Source organism: Nicoliella sp. ESL1113 (assembly GCF_058509245.1).
On the sequence record NZ_CP196388.1, the window covers coordinates 57510 to 74712 of the forward strand.

A 17203-nucleotide genomic window follows, 5' to 3' on the forward strand; every position below is an offset into this window, starting at 1 on the left:
TTGGTTTTTATGCTTTTTTATCGTGACAAAGAGGTTATTTATTCAAAATCAGCTGACTATTATACATGTAATTATTGATAACATTATAAGGAGCTTTTAATAATGTCCTGAATCGCTTTATTATCATCTTGTCGCCCAATTGTAATTCGGATCCAATTTGGTTGTTGACCAACACGAACTTGGTAGCCCTTTTGGAGTAATTCATTTGCGACTTTATCGGCATCAGCACTTTGAAAGTAAATAAAATTGGCTTGCGATGGATAGTATTTTAAATTAGCTTGCTTTAAAAATTGTTCCCATCCATCACGTTCAGTCTTATTATTATTTACCGTTCGTTGAACAAATTCAGGATCGCTAAGCGCAGCAACTGCGGCAACTTGGGAAAGCGTATTGAGGTTATACGGTAGGCGGACCGCTTGCATATACCCCGCGCGTTTAGCGTCCATAATGATATAGCCAACCCGATAGCTAGCTAAACCATAAGCTTTTGAAAAAGTCCGCATCACCGCTAAATTATCGAACTCTTTTAATAATGGAACGGCTGAAGAATCCTTAGCACTGGTTACGTATTCAATGTATGCTTCATCAATGAGCACCAAGACATCCTTAGGCACTTTTAACATAAACTGGCGGATCGATTCGACTGAATTATAGCCCCCAGTCGGGTTATTAGGATTACAGAGCCACACTAAGCTCGTATTTGCATTAATTTGGCTCAAAAATGCAGGAAGATCATTTTGACCATCAGCATTCACTGCAACCTTGATCGTCTTAGCGCCTTCGATTTCAGCATTGATTTGATACTCAGAAAAAGTGGGTTCTGAAACAATTACCTCATCGCCAGCATTCAAAAAAATGCGCGAAACCATTGAGATTATTTCATCCAATCCACAACCAAAAACAATATTTTGGCTAGGAACCTTTAACTTGTTAGCGATTAAGTTGCGTAGCTCCGTACAATTACTATCAGGATAATAGTTTTCCGACTGTGGAACTGCAGAAGTGACTGCCTTAGCAACCTGTGGAGAAGTCCCATACGGATTTTCATTTGCTGATAAACGGACAATTCGATTTAATCCGTACTTTTTCTTAAGTTGCTCAATCGCAACTGGGGGGACGTAGTTTTCTAGCCCTTTAACTGCACTCTTCATTGGAAATCACTCCATTCTATAACTTTTTAATTGGGGCCCGATCTTTGTATTGACTCATTTTCCCCACTCGAGAACCAAGTTCGGTCTTAATTTGATCAAAAGACACACCAGATTCTACCAATAGCACCATTAAGTGGTATAGCATATCAGCAGTTTCATATTGTAATTCCTTAGGATCCTTATTTTTGGCGGCAACGATGACTTCCGTTGTTTCTTCACCAACTTTTTTAAGGATCTTGTCCAAACCCTTGGTGAATAAATAATCAGTATATGAACCTTCGATTGGTTCTGCTTTCCGCTTCTTGACCATTTCATATAATTCTTCTAAGTTTTGTTTATCCATTATTATCGACTCCTTTTTTAAATTCAACTGGGTTAAAAAAACAACTTACATGACCAGTATGACAAGCTGGCCCATTCGGCACAACGGATACTAATAGGGTATCGCCATCGCAATCCAGTTCCATTTTAGTTACCCGCTGTGTATTTCCACTCGTTTCACCCTTATGCCATAATTCATTTCGCGAACGTGACCAAAACCACGTCTCACCGCTTTCGATCGTTCGCTGATAACTTTCTGGATTCATCCAAGCGACCATTAATACTTGTTTAGTGTTCGAATCAATCACAACGGTGGTCAATAGTCCAGATAGCTTACTAAAGTCTGGTTTCATATTCTAACGGAGACCCCCTCATCTTTTAATTGTTGTTTGACTTCTGGAATCGAAAGAATTTGATAGTGAAAAACAGATGCGGCTAGCGCGCCTGTGACCTTGGTATTCTTAAATAAATCAACAAAATCAGATCCTCGGCCCGCACCACCAGAAGCAATGATCGGTACATCCACTAATTGACCAATCTGCTGGTATAGTTTTTCATCAAATCCGTCCTTAGTTCCATCTTGATCCATACTAGTGATCAACAATTCTCCAGCTCCCTTAGCAACCGCTAATTGCGCCCATTCAGTTGCTGAAATTTTAGTATTTTTAGTCCCACCATGGGTATAAACAACATACTTTTGAGCTGCTGCATCCCATTTCACGTCAATGGCCACCACAATTGCTTGACTACCAAATCGTTTCGCCCCTTCGGTTATTAAATTCGGATTGGCAATTGCAGATGAGTTAATTGAAATTTTATCAGCTCCGGCGTGTAATAACGATTCCATATCTGAAATCGAACTAATCCCACCACCGACCGTCAATGGCATAAAAACTTGTTGAGATACATCAGCTACTACATCGACCATTGTTTTGCGCTTCTCATTAGTTGCCGTAATGTCTAAGAACACTAATTCATCAGCTCCCTGTTGCTCATAGGTTGCTGCAATTGCAACGGGGTCACCAACATCTTTTAAGTTAACAAAGTTAACCCCCTTTTTGACCCGTCCATTTGCAATGTCCAAACATGGAATAATTCGTTTTGCTAACATTTATTCGCCTCCGCAACTTCTTTTAGCGTTACCTTATGATCTGCGATTGCCTGACCAATAATGACATCGTCAATTCCAATCGACTTTAGTTTAATCACGTCTGAAAGGTCTCTAATGCCACCAGAGGCAACGAGCGTTAATTCTGGAAATTGGTGTTTTAAACTTCCTAATAAGTCTAGATTGGGGCCACTTAACGTCCCATCAGTTTTGGTGTCGGTAATGATAAACCGATTCGCCCCAACGGATGCCATCTTATTGATCAAGGTAGCCATTTTAACGTTCGATTGCTCTACCCAACCTTCGGTAGCAACCATTCCGTTGGCCCCATCAACACCAATCGTAATGTGTTCACTACCGTATTTTTGAATCATGGCAGTGGTAAATGCTGGATCCTTTAATGCTACCGAACCCAAGATTACCCGTGAAAGCCCATTTGCCAAATACATCTCAATTGTGGCTTCATTTCTAATTCCACCGCCAATTTCAGTTTGTCCATCAATGATGGCCGCAATTTGCTTTGCTAATTCAACGTTGGTCGGTAATCCATTCTTTGCCCCATCCAAGTCAACCAAGTGTAAATTTTGAATTCCACTGGTGCGAATCGATTTTGCTTGGTCGATTGGATCTGCGTTCACGAGGGTTGGCTTTTGATAGTTACCTTGGTACAGTCTAATGCTGCTACCCGCCCTCAAGTCAATTGCTGGATAAATCATTTGACCACCGCCTGTTCGAAGAATGTTTTTAAAAGCGTTAAACCAACTTGCCCGCTTTTTTCGGGATGAAATTGAAAACCATAGATATTATCACGATTGACAATTGCCGGAATTTCAACCCCGTAGTCCACACTGGAGATAATAAATTGCGGATCACAAACTGCGTAATATGAATGAGTAAAATAAGTATATTGCCCTTGCACTCCATTAAAAATTGAATCACGCTTGACTTGATTTTGGTTCCAACCAGAATGTGGAACGATTCGATTGCCATTATCATTGGGAATTTTTTCAATCTTACCAGTGATCAGTCCTAAACCTGCAGTATTGCCAAATTCAGTTGATGAATCAAACAATAATTGCATCCCGAGACAAATCCCTAAAAATGGGGTGCCGTTAGCAACGGTTTGCTTAATGACATCGACTAACCCACGTTCATTAAGGGTATCCATAGCATCCTTAAATGCACCAACGCCTGGGAATAAGACTGCATCTGCATTTTGAATCGTTTCTGGATCTGCAGTCAACTGCGCCTCAATGCCTAGTTTTTTACAGGCCTTTAAAACGTTATAAACATTTCCAGCGTTATAATCGATAATTGCAATCATCAAATGACCCCCTTGGTTGAGTTCACACCCTTAATTTCTGGATTGATGGTAACAGCCTTTCTTAATGCACGACCCGTAGCCTTGAACAATGCTTCGATCTTGTGGTGGGTATTACGACCGTACAACACCCGAGCGTGTAAGTTAAATTGGCCGTTGAATGCTAAGGCTTGGAAAAAGTCTTCGGTAACCTCCGTTTCAAAGATCCCTAACCGTGGATTAGTCAATTCAGCATCAAATACTAAGTATGAACGGCCACTCAAATCAATCACTACCTGAGCCAGTGTTTCATCCATTGGAACGAATGCATCACCGTAGCGTTCGATTTGTTCCTTATTTCCAAGCGCCTGCGTCAAACATTCTCCAATGGCGATTCCAACGTCTTCTACCGTGTGGTGAGCATCGACTTGAAGATCGCCACGGGCTTTGACTACCAATCCGAATCGCCCGTGCTTTGCGAATAATTGCAACATGTGATCGAAAAAGCCAACTCCAGTATCAATTTCAATGCCACTTTGTTCATCTAAGTTTAGTTTCACTGTTATATCAGTTTCATTGGTTTTTCTAGTAATTTCAGCTTTCCGCATCTAAATCTCCCCCTATTTCTTAAACCGTGATTCAACGGCTCTAGCGTGGGCTTCAAGCCCTTCGGTTCTTGCTAACTTAGCGATTGCTGGAACATCTGCTTGCAAACTTGGTTTATCGAATTGTACAAATTGGGTCCGCTTAACAAAATCATAAACCCCAAGTGGAGAAGCAAACCGTGCAGTCCCACCGGTTGGCAAGACATGATTAGGACCTGCAACGTAATCACCAAGCGGTTCACTAGCATATCGACCCAAAAAGACTGACCCAGCATTTTGAATCAACCCTAGGTATTGCGTAGGGTTCTTTAGTTGGACTTCCAAGTGTTCTGGAGCGACTGTGTTCATTAGTTCGAACATCTCATTCACATTATCCATCACGGCGATAAAACCACGATCAGAAACCGCTGCTTCGGCAATTTCTTTTCTAGGCAGCGTAACTAGTTGTTGATCGACTTCCTTGGAAACGGCGGTAGCTAATGCTTCGCTATCGGTGATCAACATTGGCCGAGCTCTCTTATCGTGTTCGGCTTGCGATAACAAATCAGCTGCCACTTCTGATGCGATCGCACTGTCATCAGCTAATATCCCAATTTCAGAAGGTCCTGCCACCATATCGATAGCGACCTTGCCAAAGACTTGCTTTTTAGCAGTCGCTACGAAAATATTCCCTGGCCCCATAATCTTATCAACTGCTTGAATACTATCAGTCCCATACGCTAATGCTGCAATCGCTTGAGCACCACCGATTTGGTAAACTTCATCGACTCCGGCTAATTTTGCTGCTGCTAAGACGGCTGGATTGACACCATTTGGTTGTGGTGGTGTAACCATGACCACCCTTTTAACTCCTGCTAATTTGGCTGGAATCCCGCACATCATAATCGTTGAAGGGTAAGCGGCTGTCCCGCCTGGAACATATAGTCCAACGCTTGCCATGGGAGTAATTTTTTCACCCCGCATAATCCCAGGGGTACTAACGTCCACAAAACTATTTTCAATTTCTTGTTTGTGAAAACTAGTAATGTTGCGCTTGGCAAGCTCTAACGCTTCTCTTAAATCATCATCAATGTTTTCAAGAGCCTGATCTAATTGAAACTTAGGAATTGAAAAGTCAGCTAAGTTAACGTTATCGAATTTTCTTTCATAATCGCGAAGCGCTTCATCACCATTTTGAGCAACGTTGGCGATGATTTCGCTGACCGTTTTTTCAATTTCTAAATCAATCGTTTGACTAGTGTAGTTATCAACAATTTTTTTCATTTCTGCTAATGATTCTTTATATATTTTCATATTCATTCACTCCTACGATTTCACTTAATTTATCAACTAATTCAAAGATTTCCGTCCGTTTTTGTTTTAATGCCACCGGATTGGCCACCAATCGACTCGTAATTACATCTAACCAGTCATGTACGACTAGGTGATTAACCCGCAGCGTAGTCCCAGTTTCCGTTAGATCGACAATCGCATCTGCTAGCCCGGTCAATGGTGCTAATTCAACTGATCCTGAAATTTTAATAATTTCAACATCTTCACCCTTTTCATTAAAATAGCGGCGGGCGATTCTTGGATACTTAGTTCCAATCACCTTGCGTTTCGATTGGTTCCAATTAAAATCTTGCTTAGAAGCAACGATGAATTGACAACGTCCCGTCCCAAGATCCAATAACTCATCAACTTGATTCAAAGCATCCTGTTCAGCCAAAATATCACTACCAACCACTCCTAGATCAACCGTTCCAGTTCGCAGGTAGGTACAAACATCCTCACCCTTAACCAAAATAAATTGGTAACGATCTGCTAAGTTAATGATTAGCTTGCGTTTCTTATTAACTAGTGGTTCGCAATCAATCCCACATTTCTCTAGTAGCGGAATTAATTTCTCTTCAACTCGCCCCTTCGTTAATGCAATTCTTAACATTCAACTAACCCCTCTCCTGATTTCCAAATCAATAGCTTTACTCCAGCTAACTTTGCCTGTTCTTGAGCCTCTTCTTGGCTATCGAATGGAGCTAGTGAATAGTTCGGGTTAGCCTCAATCAATGGTGCCACTTGGCTCATTTCTGCTAATTTTGCGTATACAAAAACCGGTCGCTGAATTTGCGATTCTACATCTGCAATTTTGGCTAATGCATCAATGTTAATTCCCAATCCAACGGCCGGTTCAGTTTTAGCTTGAAAGTTAGCCAGAAGTCGATCATAACGACCACCACTGATAACATAAGTATTTGAACGGGCTGTATATCCCTTAAAAATGATTCCAGTATAATATTTTTGCGGAACCGCGCTGCTTAAGTCGATAATTACCTTTTGGTTCGGTAAACTACTTGCAAATCGAGCAAGTGTGATTAATTCATCGACTAGCGGCCTGGCAGCTTTTGGAATCTTGACTGCTTCCAGCATTTGCTGAAGTTCTGCAATCGTTCCAAATAATCGTGGCCATTTCTTTAGGAAGGGAAGTTCATCACATGCACCAACCTTTTCCAGCAATGCTTTATACGCTGGAAAATTCTTATGATATAGCGCTTGCGCCAATTGACGATGCAATTGATGATCAAGATGAAGTGAATCTAAAACTTGATCTACCAATCTAGCATGTCCTAATTCAATTGTTAATTGATGTTGATGTAAAAAGTGTTGACTCAATTGATGCATTATGATCACCTCCTCCATTTCGGCCTTAATCGTTCGATATCCAATTAATTCAATTCCTAATTGCGTTTGTTCATTCTGTCCACCAGATAGTTCTGGGGAAATTTCAAACTTAGTTCCCACATAATATAATTTCCGTGGGAGCGATAAGTTCATATTTGATAAAAAGCGTGCCACCGGCAAGGTCAGATCTGGTCTTAAAACCAGGTCATCACCGGCGGGATCAAAGACCCGATACGGTGGATTAGCACTTGTAAAATCATTAAATAAGTCACGTTTTTCAACTATCGGCGTGTTGATTCTGGTATAACCGCGTTGACGAAATTGCTTTAAGATCCAAGCTGTTACGATATCTTTTCTTTCAGCAACCTCACCAAATTCATCACGCAGCCCAGTTGGCAACTTAATACGATTCATGTTAACTACCTCCTTTAATAATCATTTGAGCTAATAAAAAAGCGTCCTCCTTATCCAATCTGGATAAAGAGGACGCTATCGCGTGGTTCCACCTCATGTTCAGATGCTTCTCACAAAGCATCTCTCAAGTTGAAGAATAACTTCAACCCTGATAACGAGTGGTCCCGAAATTGCTTACTTTAAGTTCAGCAACCCAGTTCATCGGTGTGGTTCATAAATCAGCTTGGTCCCTTCACAACTTCAGCGGGACTCTCTCGTTCAAGCATAACTTACTACTCTCCGAATCAGAACTATTATATTTAAATTAGACTCAAATGATGTTGAACTAATAATATTCTAATCAATCTAAGATGTCAAGCTTTTTTAAAAAATTATTCATCATGTGCCAGCCATGGCCAACTTCATCGATACTATGGGCGTCAGAGCCAAAGACAATTGGTAATTGAGCATTCAATGCCCGATTTAAAATCTGTTCACCAGGATAAAAATCATTACAAAATTTTTTATAAAGTCCCGCTGAATTATAATCTAAACTCAAATTATGCTTTTGCATTTGAGCTATGATTTGATCAACAATTTTTAAATTATCATCATCAAACAATTCTGGTAAATTAAAATAATCTTGATACTTTTTAATTAAACTAATGTGTCCCAATTCAAGTGGTTTTTGATGTTCCCAATTAACACTGGCGCTATCTAAGACCGTATTTAAGTATCTTTGGTATAACTTTTGGGGGTGCTTAAGATCAACGTTAAAGCCATCAATTAATTCTTCAGGAGCATAATCAATGCCCCAGTATTGACCATCATCCGCTTGTAAATAGTGGACTGATAAAATATTATTTTGGGTCACTGGTTCGTACTGTTCAATAAAGTGCTTCGTTTCAGCTTCAAAGCCACTTAAATATTCAATTTCAAATCCAACACTGATTTTAATTTGAGATTGATACTCATTTTGCAGCTCCACCGCTAGTTTCAAATAATCATCAACCTGGTCATTATTTAGACCTTCAGTAGCAATATTATCTGGCAATCCTCCATAGACTCGGTCAAAATGTTCAGGCATTGGAGCGTGCTCAGTAATATGATATTCGCTAAAACCAAGTTCAATTGCACGTTCAATCATTTTGCGAGTCGCTTCACCGCTGCCATGCGGACATAATTCCGTGTGGGTGTGTCCATCAACTTTAAGCATTAAAATCACTCCATTTTAGTTTAATCATACCATTTAATCAAATGAAATTAAATGAGAAAATTATTAGAGTGAACTTTACATATTGTTATAAAAGATTTATAATTTCTTAACTTGACTATGCAAACATCAAGAGCAAACTATCGAGGAGGAATGCCCAATGTTTAGTAAAATCGGTAATATTATTTTTCAAAATGAAGCTGTTGCAAGAATCTCTGACTTTAGAATGGGGATCGAAATTGAAATGGATCGAGCAGATGAAGATGGTCACCTCAGCTCTGAACCATACCCAGATACGATTGGCGATGCCCATAGTAACCCCTGGATTACAGAGGACTTTTTGGTTGCCATGTCCGAAGTGGTAACACCATCAGCCGATAGCCCCATCGATGCAATGCATTACCTATATCGGATCAATAATGCATTGCGGAATGCACTCGCCCCTGGTGAAATCCTTTGGCCGTTGTCAATGCCACCGATTATGCCTAAAAATAAAACCAATGATATGTTGGCGGATTCCACTACAGAAAAACACGAATTTTTAATTAAGTTGGTTAAACTCCATCATGGAATGGCGAAGTTCTTACCCTGCGGTGCTCACATTAATTTAAGTATCAATGACCATATTATTGATTTAATCCAAGCCCAAATGAGCGACAAGTTCAATAACAAACAAGAAGTAAAAGATTACTTATATATGCGATTAGGGCAGGGATTCGTTCGATACCGTTGGTTACTTACATACTTATTTGGGGCCAGTCCCATCGCTGAGCAAAACTACTACGATGAAGACGTGGGACCAGATCATCCCATCCGTAGCCTCCGCCAAAGTCAACGGTATGGTTATGGAGCTAAATTTTTGGTCGATTACACCAGCATCGATAAATACATTCAATCAATTCAAGATGCCGTTAAAAATAAACTCATGATTAGGGATTCAGAAGGCCAAGGACCCATTCGGTTCAGGGGTGGCAAAGACCTTGCGGATTTAAGAAACACGGGAATTCAGTATCTCGAATTGCGAATGTTGGATTTAGATCCTGACAGTGAGATTGGTATCCAGACCGACACGATTCGATTCGTTCGGATAATGGCAAGTTATTTTATAATGAATCCACCATTAAAGCAATCAGCGGTTAATGAAACCCTCGCACAATCCAACCAGTTAAATGACGAAGTGGCTAGTGAACATCCCAATCAGTTCGCTCACCAAAAGCAAGCGATTTCATTTATTCAACGCTTAAAACTATTCGTTGATCAGATTCAAGCTGGACCTGAATTTAACGAGGTTATTAAAAAAATGGAGTTACGGATTCGCTATCCTGAATTGACCCCAAGCGCGCAACTAATTAAACACATTAAAAACAATTCATTAGTTGATTATGCAGTTGAGCTAGGGATTAAGTATCAAAAAAGTGCGTTAATGGCGTTAAGGCCATTTGATGGTTTTGATGATACTAAGCAGCCAACTGCTGAAGAATTAAAGAAATACCTATTTCGGAGTTCGTTTAAATCTTAGTAAGAGCAGGGGCATAAATGAAAACCAATTCATTTATGGCTCTTTTAGTTTGCAATTAAATAATATTAGTCGTTTATCCATTAATAAATTTAATATTAGTATTTGATATTTAAATCGTCCTTTACATATTTGTCTAAAAGATTTATAATGTTCTAACCGAATTCTAATAATGAATTTAGTGAAAATCTCAAGGAGGGATGCCAATGTTTAGTAAGATTGGTAATGTTATTTTTGAAAATGAGGCGGTTGCAAGAACCTCTGATTTTAGGATGGGCTTGGAAATTGAAATGGATCGGGCGGATGAAACCGGCCACCTAAGTTCCGAACCATATCCAGATACGATCGGTGATGCCCATAGTAATCCATGGATCACTGAAGACTTTCTCGTCGCAATGTCCGAAGTCGTGACCCCACCTGCTAACAGTCCGTTAGATGCGATGCACTATTTATACCGCATCAATAATGCGTTAAGGAATGCGTTAGCCCCCGGTGAAATCTTATGGCCGTTATCAATGCCACCAATCATGCCCAAAAATAAAAGTAATGATTTATTAGCAGATTCGACCCAAGAAAAACATGACTTTTTAGTTAACTGGGTTAAGTTACATCACGGGATGGCCCAAGCGTTACCATGTGGAGCACATATTAATTTAAGTATTCACGACCATGTCATTAAATTGATTCGTTCTAAAATGAGCGATACATTTGAAACTGATCAAGATGTAAAGGATTATTTATACATGCGATTAGGACAAGGTTTTGTAAGATATAGATGGCTAATTACATACCTATTTGGTGCTAGTCCAATTGCCGAAAAGAACTACTATGACGAAGATAAGGGGCCAGACCATCCAATTCGAAGCCTTCGGCAAAGTCACCGTTACGGATACGGAGCCAAATTTTTGGTTGACTACACCAGTATTGATAAATACATTAAATCAATTCATGATGCTGTTAAACATAAGCTAATGATTAGAGCATCAGAAGGTCAGGGCCCAATTCGGTTTAGAGGTGGCAAGGATCTGGATGATTTGAAAAATACTGGAATTCAGTATCTCGAACTACGAATGCTCGACTTAGACCCTAGTAGTGCAATTGGAATCAAGACCAATACGATTCGTTTCATTCGACTAATGGCTAGTTACTTTATTATGAATCCACCTTTGAAGCAGTCTGCAGTGAATTCGGCCTTAGACAAGGCGAATCACTTAAACGACGAGGTCGCAAGCGAAGATCCAAATCACTTTGCCCATCAAGTTCAGGCCATTTCATTTATTGAACGCTTAAAATTATTCGTTGACCAACTTCAAGCAGGCCCAGAATATACAGAAGTGATTCAAGAAATGGAACTCAGGATTAGATATCCAAAGCTAACACCAAGTGCTCAGCTCCTTGAGCATATGAAGGATGGTTCATTAGTTGATTATGCTGTTTCACTAGGCATCAAGTATCAAAGAAGTGCGTTAGTAGCGTTAAGACCCTTCGATGGTTTTGATACTACTAAACAACCCACCGCCGATGAATTAAAGAAATATCTATTTAGAAATTCATTTAAATCATAATCAAACGCCCCTAGATGAAATCAGTTCACCTCGGGGCGTTTTTTTATAGAAAATTGGCAATCCCACCTTCAATCAACTTCACCGAAGTATCAATAGCATCAGACATTGATATCTGCTTCCCATTATTGATCCATTCCCGATAAACATTGAGGCCGGTTTGTTGAATAAATGAAGTGACCATCTTTTGTTGCCATTCGGATAAGTTTTGAAACTGCTGTGACTGCCCCCAAGTCTTACCCATTACTTCATCAATCATTTCCTGGCGAATCCCGACGTATGGGATGTTAGTACTGATTGTAATCTTTTCATATGCTTGATCTTGGTTGACTGAATACTCAAAAAACGTTTGAATACTTTTCGCTAAATCAAGTGGATATTGATAATCTTTGGTCAATGCTAAGTAGCCTCTTGAATACTCAGATTGAATTTCAGCCAATAGTGCATCTAAAGTTGGATAATAACGATAAAAAGTTTTTTTATTAATTTGCGCCCGTTCTGCCAGTTCCTTGACGGTGATTTTGGCATAATCTTTTTCACAAATTAATGTTTTAAAAGCATCATGAATGCTGTTGATCGTTCTTTGAATCCGTAAGTCTTCATGACCAGTTAATTCCATATCCCATATCCACCCCGTTAATTAAAATTGTGTATGATCTAATTATAATGCTAAAATAAAAATAAAATTTATAGAAAGCCTGTTAGTTAATGAGTCTCAAACGCAAAATTACAATTATAATTAGTATCCTCCTCGGAATCATATTCATTATTTTATGTGCTGCTAGTGTCTATCTGTACACCGTCGTATCGGTCCCTAGTCATAAATCATTTTTATCTAATAATCAGATCACCAGCAAAAACCCACTGTACAGCAATCAGCAATGGTTCTTAAAAGCGCATAAACAGCGTTGGTATCAAGAATCAGCCACCGGGCATCTGAAGTTAGACGCATACTACATTCCAGCAGCCACCAAGACTAATCAAACTGCAGTAATTGCCCATGGTTATATGGGGAATAAGGATGAAATGGGGGTTTATGGCGCCCTTTTTCATCAACTCGGCTATAACGTTTTAATTCCAGATGACCGTGGGCAAGGTGATAGTCAGGGTAACTATGTCGGGTATGGATGGCCTGATCGCCTTGATTACATTAAATGGATCAATAAGGTCATTAAGTACAATGGCCAAAGTTCTAAAATCATCATGTTTGGTGTCAGTATGGGTGGAGCAACGACTATGATGACCAGTGGCCAACCGAATGTTCCCCACCAAGTCAAAGCATTTATTGAAGACTGTGGATATGATAGCATTCATAATGAATTAAGATATGAAGCCAAACAACTATACCATCTCCCCCTAATTCCATTTTATCCAATCGAACCGATGGTTAGTCTGATCAACAAGGTCAAAAACGGCTTTTTCTATGAGGATGGCAATGCCTTGAAACAAGTTGCTAAAAACCATAAACCAATGTTATTCATTCATGGTAGCAATGATCATTTTGTGCCCACTAAAATGGTCTACCCCCTCTATCGAGCCACCAAGGGGCCCAAAGAACTATTAATCGTTAAGGGCGCTGCCCATGCGCAGTCTTTCCAACATAATAAACAACTATACGAGGAAACAATTCGCAAATTTTTGGCTAAATACGTTAAATAATTAGTTAGTAAAAAGCGAGTTAGCAAGTTAATTCCCTGCTACTCGCTTTTTTACTACAATTTGTTCAGTAAATTCAGTCGAATTAAATCATAGCTCGCCTTTAAAATATCGTTCCGCGAATAGTTTCGTGAATCAGCTAAGTGTAATTTTAATAGGTTGACTAGGGTCCCCGTTAAATAGACGGCAATAATTTTTTTTTGCTTTTCATTCAGGGTAAAATTAAGCTTACTAATTGTTTTATAATTCATGGTATTAAAAAAAAGTTCCAATTTATTAATAAAATGAATATCACCATGATCACTTAATAAAAAATGAATCGTTTTGCGGTGTTGATCGAATATATCAATGATCTGACCAAGCAACAAGCCATCTGCCAATCGCTTCCGAATCGAATGAATATCCATATTAACAATATCCATTTGGCATTGAGCGACCTGGTCTAAAATATGCGCTTCCACGCGCGTGATCACATCATATTTATCATTAAAATAACGATAAAAAGTGCCCCGTTTGATGCCCACATTATTTACGATCTCGTTAACCGTTATTTTTGCTAACCCCTTTGCATCTGCAAGTGTAATTGTCCAGTCAACTATGCTTTGAATTGTTCGATTCCGTTTATTATATTCCCCCATCAAAACGGCCCTCCTTCATAAAAATGAACATTTCCCCAATTTTGTTCATTTTATCAAATCAAAATTACATTAATATATATCATATCAATAATAAGGAGGAATTACGATGATGAACAAAGAAATCCTTTTCCAACACGGGACTGGGGCATTAATCGTCCCAGGCTTATTTGATGGAACGTTAACGATTGGCGATTTATTAAAGCATGGTGATACAGGAATCGGAAGTGGCGCGGGATTAGATGGTGAATTAGTCATTAACAACGGTCAACCATTCCTGATTCATGGCGATGGGAACGTTGAAATTGTGAACGATCAATTTAGCGTTCCATTTGCCAACGCCCACTTTGCTAATTACCAAATTGAAAATAACGTTCAAATCTCTAATTATAATGCCCTCGGTGATCACATATTTAGTAACCATCAATATCGAAATTTAATGTTTTCTGCCAAATTACATGGTCGTTTCGATTACGTTAAAGTCCGCTCCGTATTCAAACAAAAGAAGCCTTACCCTTCGTTAGTTAAAACAGCTGAAAGTGAAAAGATATTTGAAGCAGAAACAATCTATGGCACATTAATTGCTTATTACTATCCAGATGCATTTAGCAAGCTTGTCGTGCCTGGTTTTCACGCCCACTTCATCTCAGATGATTTCAAGTTGGGCGGCCATCTGATGAATTTCAAAGGATTTAGTGGTGTTCTTGGCACCCAGGAATTTAATAATTTAAATTTAGAGCTCCCCAATGATAATGAGGATTATCGGACTCATGACTTTTCAAATGACGATATTGAAGCAGCCATCAACAAAGCCGAAAAAGAATAAACCAAAAAGGGATTTTGATCTGACCCATTCGGTCAGCAAAATCCCTTTTTATTATTTCATATTCGGACTCAATTGTTTATCGTTACCCACTCGTTCCCATTTCAACAGTAACGAACTAAATACCACTGAAATTGAACTTAGCGCCATTGCCATCCCGGCAATTTCTGGACTAAGGGTTAGGCCGATAAAATAAAACATCCCGGCTGCAATTGGAATCCCCAATACATTGTAAATAAAGGCCCAAAAGAGGTTCAGTTTAATCCGATTAAACGTTTTATGACTTAACGTTAACGCCCGACTAACATCTTGCAAATCATTTTTCATCAATACGATGCCGCCAGATTCAATTGCAATATCAGTTCCAGACCCCATTGCAATTCCAACATCAGCAGTTGACAATGCCGGTGCATCATTAATGCCATCGCCAACAAAGGCCACCTTGCGTGCTTGTTGAAGCTTTTGAACAGCCTTTGCCTTTTCATCAGGCAACACATTAGCGATGATACGGTCAATTCCGACTTGTTGGCCGATCACATCAGCCACTTGTTGGTTATCTCCAGTTAACATCACTGTTTGCAACCCCTGTTTCTTTAAAGCAGCAATTGCCTGCTTGGCACCATCCTTTGGGGTGTCTTGAATACCAATCAAACCGAGCACCTTATGTGCATCCCCAACGTATACAACGGTCTTGGCAGCTTTTTGTAGTTCATCTGCACTCTGCTGTAAATCGTCACTAATTGATAAAGCACCAATTTTACCAACCGTGAATGATTGGCCGTTCAGATCGGCACGAACACCTTGACCGCTAATCGAAGTGAAGTTTTTTACTGAAACAAGATTGACATTTAATTGCTTAGCGTATTTGACCACCGCACTGGCGAGAGGATGTTCTGAATCATGCTCTAAACTAGCAGCGATCTGAAGCACCCGTTCTTGATCACCAATGACATCAACAACTTGGGGTTTCCCCTTGGTAATCGTACCGGTTTTATCAAAGACAACCGTTTGGATGCCATCAACGGCTTCCAAAACTTCCCCATTTTTAATCAAGATACCCATTTGAGCACCACGACCAGTTCCCACCATCAATGCGGTTGGGGTGGCTAACCCAAGTGCACATGGACATGCGATCACTACGACTGAGACAGCAAAGACCAAGGCCTGAGCAACTGGAGCGTTTAATAAAACGAACCATACTAAAAACGTGATGATTGCAACGATTAATACGATTGGAACAAAAAAGTCAGAAACTCGATCGGTCAAATTTTGAATTGGTGCATGACTATTTTGGGCCTTTTTAACTAGTTCCACGATTTGAGATAACATCGTTTCGCTCCCCACTTTTTCAGCACGGAACTCCAAAGTCCCATTATTGTTGATCGTTGCCCCAATCACTGGATCGCCAACGTGTTTTTCAACGGGGATGCTTTCACCAGTCACCATTGATTCATCGATCGAAGAAGCACCCTTTAAAATAACCCCATCGACAGCAATTTTTTCACCAGGTCTGACCTTGATGATATCACCCTTCGCGACCTCTGAAACGGGGCGTTTTTGAAATCGGCCATTTCGTAGGACCATTGCATCCTTTGCCTGTAAGTTCAGCAACTGCTCGATCGCCTTTGAAGCGCCCTTGCGCATCCGCGTTTCTAATCCCTGTCCTAATAAAATAAAGGTCGTTACGAATGCGGCCGTTTCAAAGAACACTGGCTGGTGGTTTAACATCGCATAAATACTAAATAGGTACGCAGTCGCGGTTCCGATTGCCACCAGCGTATCCATATTAGAGTGATGTTTTTTGAACGATGCCAAAGCACTTTGCAAAAATGGTCTAGTAGCAACTAGCATGATCACCGTTGTTAACAGCAATTCAGTCACATCGCCACCTGGTAACATCCACCCATCTAGCGGCATCAAGATCATTTGAATTAGCATCGGCAACGATAAGAGCAACGAAATGTAAAACCGCTGCATGGTAGTCATTATTTAACCACTACCTTTCCGTGGACCATGTTCATTCCACAGCTAAAATCAAATTCACCAGTTTGATCAGTATTTACATCGAATGTTTGTGGTTCATTTAATGGTAGTTCGGACTTAAATCCTAAATCACTGGACTGAACAGTATCTAAACAGCCCTGATCACTATTCCGCACAAAACTAAGCTTGGCTGGCACGCCCTGCTTTAAATTTACAACGGCTGGTTGGTAGCCACCATCAACAACAACTGTTACAACTTGTTCTTTTTCACTCATATCA

At 39.9% G+C, this 17203-nt stretch carries 19 protein-coding genes and 1 other annotated feature; of the genes, 4 read left to right on the forward strand and 15 right to left on the reverse strand.

The window, feature by feature from the left end; all coding sequences use genetic code 11:
• Positions 1-83: 83 nt before the first annotated feature.
• From hisC to hisJ, 11 genes are all read right to left on the reverse strand, one after another.
• Complete coding sequence (hisC, locus tag ACSYTJ_RS07135) at positions 84-1151, reverse strand: histidinol-phosphate transaminase (RefSeq protein ID WP_491720191.1); 1068 nt, start codon at positions 1149-1151, stop codon at positions 84-86.
• A gap of 16 nt (positions 1152-1167) precedes the next feature.
• Positions 1168-1494: a phosphoribosyl-ATP diphosphatase gene (gene hisE, locus ACSYTJ_RS07140; protein ID WP_491717340.1), complete on the reverse strand. Its 327-nt coding sequence runs from the start codon at positions 1492-1494 to the stop codon at positions 1168-1170.
• The gene (gene hisI, locus ACSYTJ_RS07145) at positions 1487-1825 is read right to left on the reverse strand and encodes a phosphoribosyl-AMP cyclohydrolase (protein WP_491717339.1); all 339 of its coding nucleotides are present in this window, start codon (positions 1823-1825) and stop codon (positions 1487-1489) included. The genes hisE and hisI overlap by 8 nt, the downstream gene beginning before the upstream one ends.
• Positions 1822-2583: an imidazole glycerol phosphate synthase subunit HisF gene (gene hisF, locus ACSYTJ_RS07150; protein ID WP_491720192.1), complete on the reverse strand. Its 762-nt coding sequence runs from the start codon at positions 2581-2583 to the stop codon at positions 1822-1824. The genes hisI and hisF overlap by 4 nt, the downstream gene beginning before the upstream one ends.
• The gene (gene hisA / locus ACSYTJ_RS07155; protein WP_491720193.1) at positions 2577-3296 is read right to left on the reverse strand and encodes a 1-(5-phosphoribosyl)-5-[(5-phosphoribosylamino)methylideneamino]imidazole-4-carboxamide isomerase; all 720 of its coding nucleotides are present in this window, start codon (positions 3294-3296) and stop codon (positions 2577-2579) included. The genes hisF and hisA overlap by 7 nt, the downstream gene beginning before the upstream one ends.
• Positions 3293-3904, reverse strand: a complete 612-nt coding sequence (gene hisH, locus ACSYTJ_RS07160) for an imidazole glycerol phosphate synthase subunit HisH (RefSeq protein WP_491717336.1) — start codon at positions 3902-3904, stop codon at positions 3293-3295. Before hisH ends, hisA begins: the two co-directional genes overlap by 4 nt.
• The gene (hisB, locus tag ACSYTJ_RS07165) at positions 3904-4488 is read right to left on the reverse strand and encodes an imidazoleglycerol-phosphate dehydratase HisB (protein ID WP_491717335.1); all 585 of its coding nucleotides are present in this window, start codon (positions 4486-4488) and stop codon (positions 3904-3906) included. Before hisB ends, hisH begins: the two co-directional genes overlap by 1 nt.
• Before the next feature lie 12 nt (positions 4489-4500).
• Entirely contained in the window at positions 4501-5778 is a 1278-nt protein-coding gene (hisD, locus tag ACSYTJ_RS07170) for a histidinol dehydrogenase (RefSeq protein WP_491720194.1), read from the reverse strand.
• A complete protein-coding gene (hisG, locus tag ACSYTJ_RS07175) occupies positions 5765-6409 on the reverse strand; it encodes an ATP phosphoribosyltransferase (RefSeq protein WP_491717333.1) in 645 nt (214 codons plus the stop codon). Before hisG ends, hisD begins: the two co-directional genes overlap by 14 nt.
• Positions 6403-7557, reverse strand: coding sequence for an ATP phosphoribosyltransferase regulatory subunit (locus ACSYTJ_RS07180; RefSeq protein WP_491720195.1), 1155 nt, complete (start codon positions 7555-7557; stop codon positions 6403-6405). The genes hisG and ACSYTJ_RS07180 overlap by 7 nt, the downstream gene beginning before the upstream one ends.
• A gap of 65 nt (positions 7558-7622) precedes the next feature.
• Positions 7623-7854: a binding site (T-box leader), on the reverse strand.
• A gap of 43 nt (positions 7855-7897) precedes the next feature.
• The gene (gene hisJ, locus ACSYTJ_RS07185) at positions 7898-8752 is read right to left on the reverse strand and encodes a histidinol-phosphatase HisJ (RefSeq protein ID WP_491717331.1); all 855 of its coding nucleotides are present in this window, start codon (positions 8750-8752) and stop codon (positions 7898-7900) included.
• 157 nt (positions 8753-8909) lie between these two features.
• Between hisJ and ACSYTJ_RS07190 the strand changes: the two genes are divergently transcribed.
• Positions 8910-10268, forward strand: coding sequence for a glutamate--cysteine ligase (locus ACSYTJ_RS07190; RefSeq protein WP_491717330.1), 1359 nt, complete (start codon positions 8910-8912; stop codon positions 10266-10268).
• 203 nt (positions 10269-10471) lie between these two features.
• The gene (locus ACSYTJ_RS07195) at positions 10472-11830 is read left to right on the forward strand and encodes a glutamate--cysteine ligase (RefSeq protein WP_491717329.1); all 1359 of its coding nucleotides are present in this window, start codon (positions 10472-10474) and stop codon (positions 11828-11830) included.
• Positions 11831-11873: 43 nt separating this feature from the next.
• On the opposite strand, the gene ACSYTJ_RS07200 is transcribed toward ACSYTJ_RS07195, so the two are convergent.
• On the reverse strand, positions 11874-12446 hold the full coding sequence (locus tag ACSYTJ_RS07200) for a TetR/AcrR family transcriptional regulator (protein ID WP_491717328.1): 573 nt from the start codon (positions 12444-12446) through the stop codon (positions 11874-11876).
• 89 nt (positions 12447-12535) lie between these two features.
• Between ACSYTJ_RS07200 and ACSYTJ_RS07205 the strand changes: the two genes are divergently transcribed.
• Positions 12536-13486: an alpha/beta hydrolase gene (locus ACSYTJ_RS07205; RefSeq protein ID WP_491717327.1), complete on the forward strand. Its 951-nt coding sequence runs from the start codon at positions 12536-12538 to the stop codon at positions 13484-13486.
• A 53-nt stretch (positions 13487-13539) separates the two neighbouring features.
• On the opposite strand, the gene ACSYTJ_RS07210 is transcribed toward ACSYTJ_RS07205, so the two are convergent.
• Positions 13540-14121, reverse strand: a complete 582-nt coding sequence (locus tag ACSYTJ_RS07210) for a TetR/AcrR family transcriptional regulator (protein ID WP_491717326.1) — start codon at positions 14119-14121, stop codon at positions 13540-13542.
• Positions 14122-14227: 106 nt separating this feature from the next.
• On the opposite strand from ACSYTJ_RS07210, the gene budA reads away from it, so the two are divergent.
• The gene (gene budA / locus ACSYTJ_RS07215; RefSeq protein ID WP_491720196.1) at positions 14228-14944 is read left to right on the forward strand and encodes an acetolactate decarboxylase; all 717 of its coding nucleotides are present in this window, start codon (positions 14228-14230) and stop codon (positions 14942-14944) included.
• 51 nt (positions 14945-14995) lie between these two features.
• On the opposite strand, the gene ACSYTJ_RS07220 is transcribed toward budA, so the two are convergent.
• Together ACSYTJ_RS07220 and ACSYTJ_RS07225 are read right to left on the reverse strand one after the other, a co-directional pair.
• Positions 14996-16927, reverse strand: coding sequence for a copper-translocating P-type ATPase (locus ACSYTJ_RS07220; protein ID WP_491720197.1), 1932 nt, complete (start codon positions 16925-16927; stop codon positions 14996-14998).
• Complete coding sequence (locus ACSYTJ_RS07225; RefSeq protein WP_491717323.1) at positions 16927-17199, reverse strand: cupredoxin domain-containing protein; 273 nt, start codon at positions 17197-17199, stop codon at positions 16927-16929. The genes ACSYTJ_RS07220 and ACSYTJ_RS07225 overlap by 1 nt, the downstream gene beginning before the upstream one ends.
• Positions 17200-17203 lie beyond the last annotated feature (4 nt).

Excerpts from the sequence above, each read along its gene's own strand:
- hisC (WP_491720191.1), bottom strand. The coding sequence starts at position 1,151 with ATGAAGAGTGCAGTTAAAGGGCTAGAAAACTACGTCCCCCCAGTTGCG.
- hisE (WP_491717340.1), bottom strand. The coding sequence starts at position 1,494 with ATGGATAAACAAAACTTAGAAGAATTATATGAAATGGTCAAGAAGCGG.
- hisI (WP_491717339.1), bottom strand. The coding sequence starts at position 1,825 with ATGAAACCAGACTTTAGTAAGCTATCTGGACTATTGACCACCGTTGTG.
- hisF (WP_491720192.1), bottom strand. The coding sequence starts at position 2,583 with ATGTTAGCAAAACGAATTATTCCATGTTTGGACATTGCAAATGGACGG.
- hisA (WP_491720193.1), bottom strand. The coding sequence starts at position 3,296 with ATGATTTATCCAGCAATTGACTTGAGGGCGGGTAGCAGCATTAGACTG.
- hisH (WP_491717336.1), bottom strand. The coding sequence starts at position 3,904 with ATGATTGCAATTATCGATTATAACGCTGGAAATGTTTATAACGTTTTA.
- hisB (WP_491717335.1), bottom strand. The coding sequence starts at position 4,488 with ATGCGGAAAGCTGAAATTACTAGAAAAACCAATGAAACTGATATAACA.
- hisD (WP_491720194.1), bottom strand. The coding sequence starts at position 5,778 with ATGAAAATATATAAAGAATCATTAGCAGAAATGAAAAAAATTGTTGAT.
- hisG (WP_491717333.1), bottom strand. The coding sequence starts at position 6,409 with ATGTTAAGAATTGCATTAACGAAGGGGCGAGTTGAAGAGAAATTAATT.
- ACSYTJ_RS07180 (WP_491720195.1), bottom strand. The coding sequence starts at position 7,557 with ATGAATCGTATTAAGTTGCCAACTGGGCTGCGTGATGAATTTGGTGAG.
- hisJ (WP_491717331.1), bottom strand. The coding sequence starts at position 8,752 with ATGCTTAAAGTTGATGGACACACCCACACGGAATTATGTCCGCATGGC.
- ACSYTJ_RS07190 (WP_491717330.1), top strand. The coding sequence starts at position 8,910 with ATGTTTAGTAAAATCGGTAATATTATTTTTCAAAATGAAGCTGTTGCA.
- ACSYTJ_RS07195 (WP_491717329.1), top strand. The coding sequence starts at position 10,472 with ATGTTTAGTAAGATTGGTAATGTTATTTTTGAAAATGAGGCGGTTGCA.
- ACSYTJ_RS07200 (WP_491717328.1), bottom strand. The coding sequence starts at position 12,446 with ATGGAATTAACTGGTCATGAAGACTTACGGATTCAAAGAACGATCAAC.
- ACSYTJ_RS07205 (WP_491717327.1), top strand. The coding sequence starts at position 12,536 with ATGAGTCTCAAACGCAAAATTACAATTATAATTAGTATCCTCCTCGGA.
- ACSYTJ_RS07210 (WP_491717326.1), bottom strand. The coding sequence starts at position 14,121 with ATGGGGGAATATAATAAACGGAATCGAACAATTCAAAGCATAGTTGAC.
- budA (WP_491720196.1), top strand. The coding sequence starts at position 14,228 with ATGATGAACAAAGAAATCCTTTTCCAACACGGGACTGGGGCATTAATC.
- ACSYTJ_RS07220 (WP_491720197.1), bottom strand. The coding sequence starts at position 16,927 with ATGACTACCATGCAGCGGTTTTACATTTCGTTGCTCTTATCGTTGCCG.
- ACSYTJ_RS07225 (WP_491717323.1), bottom strand. The coding sequence starts at position 17,199 with ATGAGTGAAAAAGAACAAGTTGTAACAGTTGTTGTTGATGGTGGCTAC.